General features: G+C 73.3%; 14 protein-coding genes and 1 pseudogene. 3 read left to right on the forward strand and 12 right to left on the reverse strand.

Features of this window, described 5'->3' with window-relative positions:
• Nucleotides 1–33 precede the first annotated feature (33 nt).
• From ABZ193_RS35815 to ABZ193_RS35845, 7 genes are read right to left on the reverse strand one after another with little or no spacing between them, the layout of a single operon-like run.
• Nucleotides 34–1,353 carry an MFS transporter gene (locus ABZ193_RS35815; RefSeq protein WP_354712983.1) on the reverse strand — a complete coding sequence of 440 codons (1,320 nt, stop codon included), beginning with the start codon at nucleotides 1,351–1,353 and terminating at the stop codon, nucleotides 34–36.
• 7 nt (nucleotides 1,354–1,360) lie between these two features.
• Nucleotides 1,361–2,167, reverse strand: a complete 807-nt coding sequence (locus ABZ193_RS35820; protein WP_354712984.1) for an acetoacetate decarboxylase family protein — start codon at nucleotides 2,165–2,167, stop codon at nucleotides 1,361–1,363.
• Nucleotides 2,168–2,175: 8 nt separating this feature from the next.
• Nucleotides 2,176–3,159, reverse strand: coding sequence for a transketolase C-terminal domain-containing protein (locus ABZ193_RS35825; RefSeq protein ID WP_354712985.1), 984 nt, complete (start codon nucleotides 3,157–3,159; stop codon nucleotides 2,176–2,178).
• Nucleotides 3,152–4,108: a thiamine pyrophosphate-dependent dehydrogenase E1 component subunit alpha gene (locus ABZ193_RS35830; RefSeq protein ID WP_354712986.1), complete on the reverse strand. Its 957-nt coding sequence runs from the start codon at nucleotides 4,106–4,108 to the stop codon at nucleotides 3,152–3,154. Before ABZ193_RS35830 ends, ABZ193_RS35825 begins: the two co-directional genes overlap by 8 nt.
• Before the next feature lie 45 nt (nucleotides 4,109–4,153).
• The gene (locus tag ABZ193_RS35835; RefSeq protein WP_354712987.1) at nucleotides 4,154–4,897 is read right to left on the reverse strand and encodes an SDR family NAD(P)-dependent oxidoreductase; all 744 of its coding nucleotides are present in this window, start codon (nucleotides 4,895–4,897) and stop codon (nucleotides 4,154–4,156) included.
• Complete coding sequence (locus ABZ193_RS35840) at nucleotides 4,894–5,715, reverse strand: IclR family transcriptional regulator (protein WP_191244391.1); 822 nt, start codon at nucleotides 5,713–5,715, stop codon at nucleotides 4,894–4,896. The genes ABZ193_RS35835 and ABZ193_RS35840 overlap by 4 nt, the downstream gene beginning before the upstream one ends.
• Entirely contained in the window at nucleotides 5,708–6,946 is a 1,239-nt protein-coding gene (locus ABZ193_RS35845) for an ArgE/DapE family deacylase (protein ID WP_354712988.1), read from the reverse strand. The genes ABZ193_RS35840 and ABZ193_RS35845 overlap by 8 nt, the downstream gene beginning before the upstream one ends.
• 171 nt (nucleotides 6,947–7,117) lie before the next feature.
• On the opposite strand from ABZ193_RS35845, the gene ABZ193_RS35850 reads away from it, so the two are divergent.
• From ABZ193_RS35850 to ABZ193_RS35860, 3 genes are read left to right on the forward strand one after another with little or no spacing between them, the layout of a single operon-like run.
• The gene (locus tag ABZ193_RS35850) at nucleotides 7,118–8,422 is read left to right on the forward strand and encodes an aspartate aminotransferase family protein (RefSeq protein ID WP_354712989.1); all 1,305 of its coding nucleotides are present in this window, start codon (nucleotides 7,118–7,120) and stop codon (nucleotides 8,420–8,422) included.
• Nucleotides 8,419–8,826 carry a RidA family protein gene (locus ABZ193_RS35855; RefSeq protein ID WP_354712990.1) on the forward strand — a complete coding sequence of 136 codons (408 nt, stop codon included), beginning with the start codon at nucleotides 8,419–8,421 and terminating at the stop codon, nucleotides 8,824–8,826. Before ABZ193_RS35850 ends, ABZ193_RS35855 begins: the two co-directional genes overlap by 4 nt.
• Nucleotides 8,823–9,905, forward strand: a complete 1,083-nt coding sequence (locus ABZ193_RS35860; protein WP_354712991.1) for an aminotransferase class V-fold PLP-dependent enzyme — start codon at nucleotides 8,823–8,825, stop codon at nucleotides 9,903–9,905. Before ABZ193_RS35855 ends, ABZ193_RS35860 begins: the two co-directional genes overlap by 4 nt.
• A gap of 5 nt (nucleotides 9,906–9,910) precedes the next feature.
• Here the strand turns inward: ABZ193_RS35860 and ABZ193_RS35865 are convergent, their stop codons facing one another.
• The 5 genes and pseudogenes from ABZ193_RS35865 to ABZ193_RS35885 all read right to left on the reverse strand — a co-directional run bounded on the left by ABZ193_RS35865 (nucleotide 9,911) and on the right by ABZ193_RS35885 (nucleotide 14,101).
• Complete coding sequence (locus ABZ193_RS35865) at nucleotides 9,911–10,360, reverse strand: SDR family oxidoreductase (RefSeq protein WP_354712992.1); 450 nt, start codon at nucleotides 10,358–10,360, stop codon at nucleotides 9,911–9,913.
• Nucleotides 10,361–10,472: 112 nt separating this feature from the next.
• A pseudogene (locus ABZ193_RS35870) lies at nucleotides 10,473–10,658 on the reverse strand (SDR family NAD(P)-dependent oxidoreductase); the annotation flags it as partial.
• Nucleotides 10,652–11,425, reverse strand: coding sequence for an alpha/beta hydrolase (locus ABZ193_RS35875; protein ID WP_020415918.1), 774 nt, complete (start codon nucleotides 11,423–11,425; stop codon nucleotides 10,652–10,654). The gene ABZ193_RS35875 and the pseudogene ABZ193_RS35870, both read right to left, overlap by 7 nt.
• Nucleotides 11,412–12,698, reverse strand: coding sequence for an MFS transporter (locus ABZ193_RS35880; RefSeq protein ID WP_354712993.1), 1,287 nt, complete (start codon nucleotides 12,696–12,698; stop codon nucleotides 11,412–11,414). Before ABZ193_RS35880 ends, ABZ193_RS35875 begins: the two co-directional genes overlap by 14 nt.
• Complete coding sequence (locus ABZ193_RS35885) at nucleotides 12,695–14,101, reverse strand: MFS transporter (RefSeq protein ID WP_354712994.1); 1,407 nt, start codon at nucleotides 14,099–14,101, stop codon at nucleotides 12,695–12,697. Before ABZ193_RS35885 ends, ABZ193_RS35880 begins: the two co-directional genes overlap by 4 nt.
• Nucleotides 14,102–14,129: the final 28 nt, after the last annotated feature.

Here is a 14,129-nt window from a genome sequence, read left to right on the forward strand (position 1 = left end):
CCCCCGCAGCCGGCTGCGGGGGCTTCCGGTCGATCAGCTTGCGGTGGACGTCCGGTCGCGCCGCAGCGTCTCCGGCGTGAAGATCGCCGCGATGAGGCTGATCAGCGCGCCGCACGCCAGATACCCCGCGGGGGCGTAGGTGCTCTGCGTCGCCTCCACGATCGCGGTGGCGACCAGCGGGCCCGCGCCGCCGAAGAGCACCACGCCGATGTTGTAACCGATGCCGACCCCGCTGTACCGGCGGGCGGTGGGGAACAGCTCGGCGAAGATCGCCGGCTGCGGCGCCAGCATCAGCGCCTCGCCGATCACCACGAGCGCCAGGCCCGCCACCAGGAACCCGAACGACAACCGGTGCAGCAGCAGGAACCCCAGCGGCGCGGTGACCAGCACCCAGATCGCCCCGGCGATCAGGAACGGCTTGCGCCCGACGCGGTCGCACAGGCGCGCGAACACCACGGTCAGCACCATCATCACGACCATCGCGGCGAACCCGGCCAGCTTCGCCTGCGCGGCGGGCACCTTCAGCTCGGTGGCCAGGAACGTGGGCCCGTACACCAGCAGCACGTAGGTGCACATCGTCGGCGAGCACACCAGCGCGGCGATCCGCAGGATCGACCGCCAGTCGTGCCGCAGGGTGGCGCGCAGCGGGGCGCGTTCGTGCTCGCCGCTAGCGGCCACCTGCGCGAACTCCGGCGTCTCGTCCAGCCGCAGTCGCATGTAGAGCCCGATCAGACCGAGCGGCAACGCGATCAGGAACGGGATCCGCCAGCCCCACGACTCCAGCGCGGCGGGGGAGAGCACCTCGGTGAACAGCAGCGCGGACAGGCTGGCCACCATCATGCCGAGCACGATCGTGATCGTCTGCCAGCTGCCGTAGTAGGCGCGCCGCCCGGCGGGGGCGGTTTCGATCACGTACGCCACCGCCCCGGTCCACTCGCCACCCGCGGACAGGCCCTGCGCCAGGCGCAGCACCAGGATCAGCACCGGCGCGGCGACCCCGATCGAGGCGTACGGCGGCACCAGCGCCATCAACGCGGTGCCCAGCGAGATCAGCAGGATGATCGCCGACAACGCGCTGCGCCTGCCGTAGCGGTCGCCGATGTAACCGAACACCACCCCGCCCAGTGGCCGCACCACGAAGCTCACGCCGAACAACGCGAACGTCAGCAGCAGCGCCGCGGTCGGGTCACCGGCGGGGAAGAACAACTTCGCGATGGTGGACGCGAAGTACCCGTACAGCACGAACTCGTACCACTCGATGAAGTTGCCGATGCACGCGGCGACGATCGACTTCCGTTGCGCCGGCGTGATGCCGACTCCGGAGCCGGCCTGCGGCTGGGTCTGGACGCTCATGGTGTGCTCACTCTCCTGCCGGGGCGACGCTGCCCCAGTGCGGTGTCCCCGCGACGGGGACGTGGTCGACGTGGTCGAGGTAGGTGCCGAAGCCGATGTCGAGGCGGATCCCGCCGTAGCGGGCGGACACCACCTCCCGGCACGGCAGCAGCTGGACGGGGTCCGCGGTGGACGGCCGGAGGGTCACTTCGGCCGTGCCGTCCCACGCGCCGCCCGGCTCGGAGGTGCGGAACGGGATCCGCACCAGGCGGCTGACGTCGTAGCCGGTGCCCTCCGCGCTGGGGATCAGCTTGAGCGCGAAGTGGTTGCCGAACCAGGCGGGAACCGGGTCGAGCGGGCCCGCGGGTGCGGTGGCCCGCGCCCGGACGGTGACGATCTCGATGTCGTTGGCGGTGACGATGCGGCCGGTGACCGCGCCGCCGTCCTCGGTGAGGGTGACGGCGCGGGCCTGCTTCTTGGGCAGCCCGAAGATCTCCCGGCCGAGGGTCCCGTGGTTGAGGCCCTCGATGAAGAACGTGAGCGGGTAGGCGCCGACCTCGCCGTGGCGGTGGCAGCGCACGCTGATCCCGGCCTGCAGGTACGGCGGCCGCTGCTCGACGGTGCCGTCGGGCAGGTGGAACCCGGCGCCGAGGAACTCGGCGACCCAGATCCCGACCAGCGGGTCCGGCGTCGCCGCCAGCGGCGCGGGCAGCAGGCTCGCCACGGCCTGCGGGTCGGTGCGGTACTCCACGGTGAGCCAGCGCAGCCGCACCGACTCGGTGCCCACGCCGTACAGCGGCGCGAACGGGGGCATGGCGACGACGGGTTCGGTCACGGTTCCTCCTAGGCGCGCACGGACTTCGTGATGGCCTCGGCGATCACCTCGGCCGACGGGATCACGGCGGCGGCGAGTCCCGGCGCGGCCGGGATGCGGGTGTCGGGCGTGCCGACCCGCACCGGCGGGCAGCGCAGCGGCACCCCGGCTTCGGCGACGGCGGCGACCACTTCACCACCCACCCCGCCGACGGTGTGCGCCTCGTGGGCGACGACCAGCCGCCCGGTGCGGCGCACGCTGTCCAGCACGGTGTCCAGGTCGAGCGGGCGGACCCAGCGGGCGTCGATCACCTCGGCGTCGATGCCGTCCGCGGCCAGCCGCCCGGCCGCCTCCAGGACCCGGTGCTGCATCGCGCCCCAGGTGAGTACCGTGACGTCCCGGCCGGGCCGTCGCACGGCCGCGCCGCCGATCGGCTGCACCTCGCCGCCGAGCCGGACCTCCTGCTTGCCCGCGTGGTAGAGCGTGCGGTTCTCGATCACGATCACCGGGTCGTCACACCAGATCGCGGACAGCAGCAGGTCGTAGGCGTCCTGGTGGGTGGCGGGCAGGCACACCCGCAGCCCGGGCACGTGGGCGAACAACGCCTCCAGCGACTGCGAATGCTGCGCGCACGCCCCGGGCGCGTTGCCCTGCTGGGTGCGCACGGTCAGCGGCGCGGACAGCGCGCCGCGCGAGACGTAGCGGACGTTGGCGGCCTGGTTGACCAGCTGGTCGAACGCGACGAGGGAGAAGTCGGCCCACATGATCTCCGCGATGGGACGGCGGCCGAACATCGCGGCGCCGACCGCGCCGCCCAGGATGGCCGACTCCGAGATCGGGGTGTCGAACACGCGCTCGCCGAACTCCTTGCGCAGGCCCTTCGTCACGCCGAACACGCCGCCGGGAGCGCCGACGTCCTCACCGAACAGCAGCGCTTCCGGCCGTTCGGCGAGGGCGCGCCGCAGCGCGGCGTTGACGGATTCGGCGTAGGAGAGGTTCTTCGTCTCAGGCATACAGGTGCTCCAGAACGGTCGAGGGGTCGGCGAGAGGATCGGCCAGGGCGCGGGCGGCGGCGTCGGCGATCTCGCGGTCCACCCGCGCCGTGAGCTCGTCCAGTTCGGACCGGTCGACGCCGAGGGCGAGCAGTTCGCGGGTCAGCCTGCCGATCGGTTCCGCGGCGAGCGCGGCGTCCAGGTCCCCGGCGGGGCGGTAGTGCTGCGCGTCGCCGATGTAGTGGCCGACGATGCGCTGGGTCATCGCCTCCAGCAGCACCGGGCCCGCCCCGGACCGGGCGCGGCGGGCGGCCTCGGCCACGGCCTGGCGCACCGCCTCGGGGTCGTTGCCGTCGATGCGCGCGCCCGGGAACCCGTAGGCGGAGGCGCGTTTGAACAACCGGTCCACGCGCACCATGTCGGCGATCGGGGTGAGCTCGGAGTAGTGGTTGTTCTCCACCAGGAAGATCACCGGCAGCGACCGGACGGCGGCGAAGTTCATCGCCTCGTGCACCGCGCCCTGGTTCATCGCGCCGTCGCCGAACGCGGCCAGCGCCACCCGGCCGGACCCGTCGAACGTGGCGGCCAGCGCGGCGCCCGCGGCGATCGGCGCGCCCGCGCCGACGATGGAGTTCTCGCCGTACATGCCGTAGCCGGGCGCGGTGAGGTAGGCCGACCCGCCCCGGCCGCCGTTGATCCCGGTGGCGCGGCCGAGCAGCTCGGCGAACAGGGCGTGGGGCGGCGCGCCGCAGGCCAGCGTCCAGCCGTGGCCGCGGTAGGTGGGGAACACGGCGTCGCGGGTGAGGTCGAGCGCGGCGCACGCGCCGGTGTAGATCGCTTCCTGGCCGTTGCACAGGTGCACCGAGCCGACGATGTCGCCGGTGGCGCGCAGGCGCGTGACCTCCTCTTCGAAGGACCGGATCCGCCACATCGATTCCAGATGCGCCAGCAGTGCGGCGGTTTCGGGCATGGGAGTACCCACTCTCCTTTTCGGACTGACGGAAAAGTGTTTCGTTCAGGCGTGGCCGAGCAGGCCGCCGTCGACCGTGAGGACCTGTCCGGTGACGTGCCGGGCGGCGGGCCCGGCCAGGAACTCCACGACACCGGCGACGTCGCCGGGTTCGCCTGCCGCGTCGAGGTCTTCGCCGGCCTCGGCGTAGCGGGCGCGCAGCCGGGCGGTGCCGATCGGGCCGGGGGCGACGGCGTTGACCCGGATGCCGTGCGGGCGGAGCTCACGCGCGAGGTAGCGGGTGTAGTGCGCGACCGCCGCCTTGGCGACGCCGTAGTGGGCGTAGCCGCCGTCCGCGGTGGGCGCGAGCCCGTTGATCGAGCTCATCGTGACGATGCTGCCGCGGCCCTGCGCCCGCATCGGGCCGGCGACGGCCCGGCAGCAGTGGATCGTGCCGTACAGGTTGAGCCGCAGCACGGTCTCCAGCTCGCCGAGGTCCACTTCGGACGCGCGGTTGCCGTGGATCGGGCCGGTGCCGCCGCCGGCGTTGCAGACCAGCACGTCCACCCCGCCCCACGCGTCGGCCACCGCGCCGATCGACGCGTCCACCGCGGCCGGGTCGGTCACGTCGCAGCGCAGGCCCATCACGTCCACACCGTGCGCGGCGACCTCCGGCACGACCTCGCCGCCGAGGTCGGCGTCCACCACCGCCACGGACGCCCCGGAGGCCGCCAGCCGCACCGCGATCGCGCGGCCGATCCCGCGCCCGGCGCCGGTGACCACGGCGCGGGCGGAGTCCAGTGTCCTCACGAGACCTCCCGGTCGGTGCGCGGCGGCGCGTCGGGGGAGGGCACGGTCAGCCGGCCGGTGCGCAGCAGCCCGGTCGCCATCGCCGCCGCCTCCCGCACCTCGGCGATCAGCCACGACCGGCGCTCGGTGAACCGGGACTGCGGCACGGACACCGTGAACGCCCCGGCCGGCATCCCGTTCTCGCCGAAGAACGGCGCGGACACGCAGCAGACGCCGTCGCTGAACTCCTCCAGGTCCAGGGCATAACCGCGGCGCCGCGAGGTGGCCAGGTCCACGGTGAGCGCGTCGAAGTCGGTGATCGTGTGCGCGGTGACCGCCTCCAGCGGCACGCCCGCGAACATCGCCGCGACCTGCTCCTCCGGCAGGAACGCCAGCACCGCCTTGCAGGAGGCGCGGGCGTGCATGTGCCCGGTGTAGCCGACGTCGAGGTTGCCCACGGACAGCGTGTGCAGGCCCGAGATGTAGTGCTGCAGGATCAGCGTGCCGTGGTTCCAGCCGGAGATGTAGGAGGTCTCGCGGGTCTTGTTGTGCAGGCGCGTGAGGATGACCGCGAGCTCGGGGGAGGGCCCGGACCGGCGTTGCAGGTGCCGGCTCAGCGACGCCGCCTTCGGGCCCACGTCGTAGTACCCGCCGGGCAGCCGGACCACGTGCCCGCTGGCGACCAGCGTGCGCAGCAGGTGGTAGCAGGTGCCGATCTTGATGCCGAGCTGCCGCCCGAGCACCTTCGCGGTGGCGGTGCCGTCGGCGGCCGCGACCGCCTCCAGCACCTGCAGGCCGCGCTCCAGCGTGTGCAGCACGGTCGTGCGTTGCTCACCCATCGCGCACCACCAGCCTGGCCAGGGTCAGCGCGAGCACCTTGGCGGCCCGCACCACGTCGGCTTCGGCCACGCACTCGTCCGGCGCGTGCGCCCGGGTCACGTCGCCGGGGCCGAAGATCGCCGTCGGCACACCCCGGGAGCCGAAGTACGCGGCGTCGGAGCCGGCGGTGAAGCCGGTCAGCGTCTCCGCGCCCGCGCACCCCCGCTGCGCGGACCGCAGCGCGGTGATCAGCGGGTGGTCGGTGGGGGTTTCCCAGCCGGGCAGGCCCTCGTGGTCCCAGCGCACCACCGGCGGGTGGTCCCGCAGCCAGTCGTCGGTCGCCGCGACCTCGGCGAGCACCCGCTCCACCTCCTGGCGCAGCTCCGCCGGAGGTTCACCGGGCGTCAGCCCGATCCGCCCGGACATGGTCGCGTGGTCGGGCACCGCCGCGCGCCAGCTGCCCGCCCGGGCGGTGCCGATCGCGAACGGGATCGCGGTCGGCACGTCGGCGAACAGCGGGTGCCGGTACGCCGCGCCCCGCTTGCGCGCCAGCTCGGCCAGCGCCTCGCGGACCCGGATCAGCTTGTCGAACGCGTCCACCCCGCGCCACGGGGCCGAGGTGTGCGCGGCGACGCCGGTGACCTCGACGGTGAAGAACAGCAGACCGGTGCTGACCGGCACGATCGCCCCGCCGGTGGGCTCCAGCACCAGCGCGGCCGCCGGCTCCGGCGTCTCGCGCACCGCCGCCCGCGTGCCCGCCCCGGTGGTCTCCTCGGCGACGACGAGCTGCACCGCCACGTCGAACGGCAGATCCACCCCGGCCTGTTCGAGGGCGGCGAGCGCGTACAGCCCGGCCGCGATACCGCCCTTCATGTCCACCGAGCCGCGCCCGTGCACCAGGCCGCCGTCCCGGTCGCCGGAGTAGGGCGGCCGGGACCACGCCTGCTCCTCGCCCGCGGGCACCACGTCGACGTGGCCGTTGAGGACCACGCACGGCAGCCCGAGGCGGCCGGGGTACCAGGCGATCAGGTTTTCCCGCTGCGCGGCCCGCGGCTCCCCGGACGCCTCCTCGAGCGGCTGCCGCGTCACCGGCCAGCCGCGGGCGGTGAACCAGTCGGCGTATCGGCCGGTGACCCGGTCCTCCCACCCGCTCTCGCTCGGATCCCGCACCGTCGCGGCGAGGAACGACAACATGTCCTCGGCCAGGGCGTCGACCCGGGCCGTCACGTCGGCGTCGGTCGGTCGCGACATGGTCACCTCCTGCTTCCTCGGCTGGCCGACACTGTGCGGCCCCGGAGGCGCCCATTGCATCAGAGTGAACCCGTTTTTCGACTATCTGAAATTCGTGCCCGGTGACGGTGAGCCGGTCCAGGCGGCCGTCCTAGCGTGCGCAGGCGTCGCCGTCCGCCGAAGGAGGAGCCCGTGCCCCACGCCGAGTTGTGGCAGCGCCACCGCCAGGTCATGCCGTCCTGGATGCAGCTCTACTACGACGAGCCGATCGAACTGGTCCGCGGCTCAGGGCGCCGCGTGACCGACGGCGAGGGCCGCGAGTACCTCGACTTCTTCGGCGGCCTGCTCGCCACCATGGTCGGCCACGACATCCCGGAGATCACCGAGGCGATCCGGGCGCAGGCCGGGCGCCTGCTGCACTCGTCGACGCTGTACCTGATCCGCAGCCAGGTCGAGCTCGCCGAGCGGATCGCGAAGCTGTCCGGCCTGCCCGACGCGAAGGTCTTCTTCGTCAACTCCGGCACCGAGGCCGTCGAGACGGCGCTGCTGCTGGCCACCCAGCGGCGGCGGTCGCACCAGGTGCTCGCGCTGCGCGGCAGCTACCACGGCCGGTCCTTCGGCACGGTCGCGGCCACCGGCATCCGGGGCTGGTCGGCCACCGCGCTCAGCCCGCTCGCGGTCACCTACGTGCACAGCGGCTACCGCTACCGCAGCCCCTTCGGCCACCTGGACGACGCCGCGTTCGTGGCCGCGTGCGCCGACGAGCTGCGCACGATCATCGAAACCTCCACCGCCGGGGACGTGGCGTGCCTGCTGGCCGAGCCGGTTCAGGGCGCGGGCGGGTTCGCCACCCCGCCCGAGGGTTTCTTCCCGGCGATGAAGGCCGTGCTCGACGACTACGGCATCCTGCTGATCTCCGACGAGGTCCAGTCCGGGTGGGGGCGCACCGGCCGGTCGTTCTTCGCCATGCCGGGTTCCGGCGTGACCCCGGACGCGATCACCTTCGCCAAGGGCCTGGGCAACGGCGTCGCGATCGGCGGGGTCGTCGCGCCCGCCGGGCTGATGGACTGCCTCGGCGCGAACTCGATCTCCACGGCCGGGGGCAACCCGCTTGCCACGGCCGCCGGTGTCGCGACCCTGGACTACCTGCTCTCGCACGACCTGCAGGCGAACGCCGACAAGGTCGGCGAGCACCTGATGACCGGCCTGCGCGCGATCGCGGAGAGCTGCCCGCTCGTCGGCGAGGTCCGCGGGATGGGGCTGATGATCGGCGTGGAACTCGTCGTGCCCGGCACCCGCGAGCCGGCCGTGGCCGCGACCCTGCGCGTGCTGGAGGCCGCCCGGCAGCGGGGACTGCTGATCGGCCGCGGCGGCCTGCACGGCAACGTCCTGCGGGTCACCCCGCCGATGACCGTCACCGTCGCCGAGGCGGACGAGGCGCTCGCCGTCCTGCGCGAAGCCCTCACCACTGTGGAACGAACCGAGGAGAACGCATGATCAAGCGCTGGAACCCGGACACTGTCGCTGCCCCGATCGGGATGTACAGCCACCTGGCGCACGTTCCGCCCGGGCACGAGCTCGTGGTGATCTCCGGGCAGGTCGGCGCGCTGCCCGACGGCTCGCTCGCCGGTGCCGACGCCGAAGCCCAGACCGAGGCGATGTTCGCCAACCTCGAACGGCTCCTCGCCGCGGCGGGCGCGCAGCCCCAGCACCTGGTCAAGGTGTTCAGCATGGTGGCCGGCACCGAGCACCTGACCGGCTTCCGGTCCGTGGTGAAGCGGACCTTCACCCGCTGGTACCCGGACGGCGACTGGCCGGCCCAGTCGCTGATCGTGGCGGCCGCGCTCGCGCGGCCGGACATCCTGGTGGAGGTCGAGGCCATGGCCGCGGTGCCCCGGTGACGCCCGCCGAGTTCCGGGCGCTGTTCCCCGCGCTGCGCGACCAGGTGTGGCTGGACACGCCGGGCGCGCCGCCGGGGGCGGAGCCGGTGGTGACGGCGATGCGCGAGGTGCTCGACGCGTGGTCCTCGGGCGGGTTCGACTGGCTCGGCTGGGACGGGGCTGCGGCCCGCGCGCGGCAGCTGTTCGCCGAGTTCCTCGGCGTTCCGCCCGGCACGGTCGCCACGGTGTCCTCGCTTGCCGAGGCGGCGGCCACCGTCGCCGCGTCCCTGCCCCGCGGCCGGGTCGTGGTGGCCGAGCAGGACTTCCGCAGCAACCGGTTCCCGTGGCTGGCGCGGCACGACGTGGTGAGCGTCCCGGCCCGGGATGGCGTGACCAGGGTCGAGGACCTGATCGCGGCGCTCGACGAGGACGTGGCGCTGCTGGCGGTGAGCGAGGTGACCAGCCGCGAAGGTCAGCGGTTGGACCTTCACGCCCTGCGCGCCGCGACCGACCGGGTCGGAGCGCGCTTGTTCGTCAACCTCACCCAGTCGCTCGGCGCGCTGCGGTTCGACCCGGCCGTGGCGCCCGATTACCTCGCCGTCCACGGCTACAAGTGGATGCTCTGCCCGCGGGGCGCGGCGTGGCTGGTGGCGCGGCCGGACCGGGTGGCCGGGCTGCGGCCGCTGGCGCCCGGGTGGAAGTCGACCGCCGCCCCGCACGGCTATTTCGGCGGCGACCTGGACCTCGCGCCGGACGCCGCCCGCTGCGACGCCTCACCGGCGTGGTTCTCCTGGCTCGGGGCGTGTGCCGCGCTGCGCCTGTTCCAGCAGCTGGACCCGGCCGCGGTGGAGCGGCACGTGCTCGGCCTGGCCGGACAGCTGACCGACGAGGCGGCGGCGCTCGGCCTGCAGCGGGTCCACAGTGGACCGGCTTCGCACATCGTCGTCCTGGCCACCGCGGAGGCGGACCGGATCGCCCGGTCGCTGGCCGGGCACGGTGTGCGCGCCACGGCGCTGGGCGACCGGGTCCGGTTCGGCTTCCACTACTTCAACGACGAGTCCGACGTGACGGCCGTGGTGCGGGCCCTCGCAGCCGGGTAGTCGCGCTAGGAAGCCAGCCCCCCGTCCACGACGAACTCCGCCCCGGTGACGAAGGCGCTGGCCGGGGAGACCAGGAAGAGCACGGTGGCCGCGACCTCCTCGGCCAGGCCCCGCCGCCCCAGCGGCGTGGCCGCGACGACCTGGGCGTTCCACTCCTCGGTGATGACGTCCAGCATCCCGGTGTCGATGAAGCCCGGGTGCACCGAGTTCACGCGGACCCCGTGCGCGCCCAGTTCGACCGCGGCGCACTTCGTCATGCCCCGCACCGCCCACTTGGTGGTGGAGTAGGCGATCTGCCCGGGATAGGGCCGGTGCGAGGCGATCGAGGAGATGTTCACGATCGCCCCGCCACCGGCCGTCTTCATCACCGCGCCCGCGGCCCGCATCCCGAGGAACGGGCCGCGCTGATTGACCCGGTAGTGCTCGTCGAAGTCCTCCGGCGCCGTCCCGGTCACGTCCGGCCCCGGCCGGTAGATCCCGGCGTTGTTGACCAGGATCGCCGGCCGGCCGGCCGAGCCGCGCGGCCGTGGCCTGGAGAAGCCGCTCCCACGAGTGTTCGCAGCCGACGTCGTGCGGTTCGTAGACCACCCGGTCGCCGAGTTCGGCGGCGAGAGCGCGCCCGTCGGATTCGCGCCCGCCCGCGATCACCACCGCTGCGCCGGCGGCGGCCAGCGACCGCACGACCGCGGCGCCGATGCCACGCGCGCCGCCGGTCACGATCGCGACCTGGCCATCCAGTTCGCGGCTCACCACGGCGCGATCCCGTCGACGAACCTCCGCAGCGCCTGGTTGACCGCCTCGGGCTGCTCCTCGGTCACCAGGTGCCCGCTGTCCGGGACGCGCACGAACTCCGACCCCGGCAGGCGGGCGTGCATCGCCTCCGCACGGGCGATCGGGATCCCGCCGTCGTCCTCGCCGTGGATGATCAGCGTCGGCACCGTGATCTCGGCCAGCCGCCCGAGCCGGTCCTCCCGGTCGATCCACGACCGGTACTCGCCCCAGACGGAGCGTGACGGGCGCGCCCGCCACTTCCGCACCCACCGCCGCACGTGTTCCGGGTTCTCCGCGATCGTCCGCGGCCCGAAGATCACCGGCACGAACGCCTCGGCGAACTCCGCGCTGATCGGCTCCTCGGTGTCCATCGGCTCCAGCAGCGCCCCGAACCGCTCACGCTCCTCCGGCGTGTACGCGTCGGCCATGGTCGACACCAGCACCAAGCCGGCCAGGCGCTCCGGGTGCTTCAACGCCAGCTCGATCGCCATGAACCCGCCCACCGACATGCCCACCAGCACGAACCGGTCGATGCCGTGCACCACGTCGAGGCAGTCGGCGACCAGGTCGTCCAGCGAGCGTTCCGTGCCGTAACGGGACGTGCCCGCCCGGCTGGTGTAGGCGACGGTCCGGTACGCGCCGGCCAGCGCCGCGATCTGCGGGTCGAACATCGTGCGGTCGAGCAGCGTGCCGTGGCTGAACACCACGGCCGGCCCGTCGCCGCGGTCGAGGACGTCACTGTCCAACACGGACTTCTCCCTTCACCGACGGAACCGGCTCGCGGAAGCACACGCCGGCGACCAGCGCCAGCAGCGCCGTCGCGGCCAGGTACCCGGCGGGCGCCAGCGAACTGCCGGTCGCGCCGATCAGCCAGGTCGACACGAACGGCGCCGTGCCGCCGATCAGCGCGGCGGAAATGGTGTAGGCGAACGACGAACCGGCCGAGCGCACCCGCGGCGGGAAGATCTCCGTCATCGACACCAGCGTGGTCGACACCAGCGCCCCCATCAGCGACCCGAGCACGACCTGCCCCGCGATCGCCCCGGCCGGGGAACTGCGGATCACCGCGAGCACCGGCACCGCCAGCACGGCGATCGCCACGGTGAGCGTGATCAGGACCGGCCGCCGCCCGATCCGGTCCGACAACGCCGACACGAACGGCATCGGCGCCAGCGCGGCGACCGCGCCGGCGAGCGTCGCGGTGAGCGCCAGCCCGGTGCCGAACCGGACGGTCTGCGTCAGGTACGACACCATGAACGTCAGCACCAGGTAGAACGCGGTCGTGTGCAGGCCCGCCAGCCCCGCCACGGTGAGGATCTCCCGCCGGTACCGCAGCGCCTCACGCAGCGGCGACTGCGCCACCTCGTGTCGGTCGGCGAGCGCGCGGAACTCCGGAGTGTCCTCCAGGCGCAACCGGATGTAGAGGCCGACGATGCCGAGCGGGCCGGCGACGAGGAACGGGATCCGCCAGCCCCACTCGGCCATCGCCGCGTCACCGAGCGCCGCGGCCAGCGCGACGACCACCAGGCTGCCGATCACGAACCCGACCACGGCGGAGAACATCAGCCAGCTCGTGGCGAACCCGCGCCGCCCCGGCGGGGCGTGCTCGATCATGAACGCCCCGACGCTGCCGAACTCGCCGCCGGTGGAGAAGTTCTGCAGCCCGCGCAACACGACGAGCAGCACCGGCGCGGCGATGCCGAGCGTGGCGTACCCGGGCAGCAACCCGATCGCGAACGTCGACCCGCACATCAGCAGCAGCACCGTGACCAGCACCGGACGACGGCCGATCCGGTCGGCCAGCGGCCCGAAGAACAGGGCGCCCAGCGGGCGGAACCCGAAGGTGAAGCCGAACACGCCGAAGGTGGCCAGCAGCCGGGCCATCGGGTCGGCGCCGGGGAAGAACGTCGCTCCGATGTGGACGGCCACGAAACCGTACACGGAGAACTCGTACCACTCGACGAGGTGGCCGAACACCGTGGCGAAGTAGATCCGCCTGCGCGGGACGGGGGGCTGGGTCACGACGCGCTCCCTTCGAGTGCGCTGGGGGTGGTGGGCCGGGTGGTTTCGTCGGCGAAGACCTGTTCCAGGGTCTTGCCGGTGACGCGGGGCCCGAACAGCCGGATGACGAGCGCGCCCGCGGCCAGCAGCGCGGCCATCACCGCGAACACGCCGCCGAACCCGATCGAGCCGAACGCCAGGCCGATGACGACCGGGGCGGTGAGCCCGCCCGCGTTGCCCGCCGTCGAGGCCAGCCCGGCGCCCGTGGCGCGGATCGCGGTCGGGTAGACCTCCGAGCAGTACGGGAACACGATCCCGGAGATGCAGGTGATGCAGATCGACAACGCCATCCCGATCAGCAGCAGGGCGATGCTGTCCCGCGGCACGACCCCCAGCGCGAGCGAGGCGAGCGCGGCGAAGCCGAAGAACGTCACCAGCAGCGTGCGGCGCTCGAACCGGTCGCTGACGGCGATCGCGGTCAGGTACCCGATCGGCTGGGCCACGAACAGGAAGAAGCTGTAGGTCGCGGCCACGCCGGGGTCGACCCCGATCTCCAGGAACAGCGACGGCATCCAGGTGAAGAACCCGAAGAAGGCGAACAGGAACACGAACGAGCCGAGCCACGTCGCCACCGACACCCGGGCGAGACCGCCGCGCCACACCTGCAGCGGCGACCAGGACACCGCGGGCGCGGCCGGCGCGACGACGTTCACCGGCGGCACCGGCGGCAGGGCCTCGCCGCGGCGGGCGGCGATCACCCGCTCCTCCAGCCGCGTCACCACGGCGTCCGCCTCGTCCACGCGTCCCTGGCTGAGCAGCCACCGCGGCGACTCCGGCAGCGAGCGCCGCCACCACAGCAGGACCAGCACCGGCAGGCCGCAGATCACCGCGGCGATGCGCCATCCGCCGTCCAGCGGCACGACCAGCGAGCCGAGCACCGCCGCGGCCACGTTGCCGAGCGAGAAGAACAACGTCACGCCGCTGACGAACCGGCCGCGGTTGTGCCCGGTCGCGAACTCGGAGATGTAGGGCGAGACGATGGCGGCCTCCGCGCCCGCGCCGAGCCCGCCGATCACGCGGACCACGAGGATGAACACGAACCCGTTGGCGAAGGCGAGCGCGATCGAGGCGGCGCAGAACAGCAGCAGCGCGTAGAGCATCACGCGTTTGCGGCCGAACCGGTCGCCGACCACGCCGGCGAGGATCGCGCCGACGATCATGCCGACCGGCGCGGCGCCGCCGATGAGGCCGATCTGGACGTTGTCTAGACCGAACTCCGCTTTCAGGTGCGGCAGCATGAAACCGATGATCACGATGTCGAGCGCCTCGAACAGGTGGCCGAGGCCGCCCGCGAAGAGGATGCCGTACTGCGGGCGGCTCATCGGGAGCCGTTCGAGCCGGGCGAGGATGGTGCCGGTGGACATGGCGGCCTCCAGGGCAGAGGGCAGGGGG

The organism is Amycolatopsis sp. NPDC006125 (assembly GCF_040614195.1).
Classification (GTDB): Bacteria; Actinomycetota; Actinomycetes; order Mycobacteriales; family Pseudonocardiaceae; genus Amycolatopsis_E; species Amycolatopsis_E tucumanensis.

Coding starts and splice junctions, on each gene's coding strand:
- ABZ193_RS35845 (WP_354712988.1), bottom strand. CDS start 6,946: ATGTCGCGACCGACCGACGCCGACGTGACGGCCCGGGTCGACGCCCTG.
- ABZ193_RS35825 (WP_354712985.1), bottom strand. CDS start 3,159: ATGCCTGAGACGAAGAACCTCTCCTACGCCGAATCCGTCAACGCCGCG.
- ABZ193_RS35815 (WP_354712983.1), bottom strand. CDS start 1,353: ATGAGCGTCCAGACCCAGCCGCAGGCCGGCTCCGGAGTCGGCATCACG.
- ABZ193_RS35885 (WP_354712994.1), bottom strand. CDS start 14,101: ATGTCCACCGGCACCATCCTCGCCCGGCTCGAACGGCTCCCGATGAGC.
- ABZ193_RS35840 (WP_191244391.1), bottom strand. CDS start 5,715: ATGGGTGAGCAACGCACGACCGTGCTGCACACGCTGGAGCGCGGCCTG.
- ABZ193_RS35830 (WP_354712986.1), bottom strand. CDS start 4,108: ATGCCCGAAACCGCCGCACTGCTGGCGCATCTGGAATCGATGTGGCGG.
- ABZ193_RS35855 (WP_354712990.1), top strand. CDS start 8,419: ATGATCAAGCGCTGGAACCCGGACACTGTCGCTGCCCCGATCGGGATG.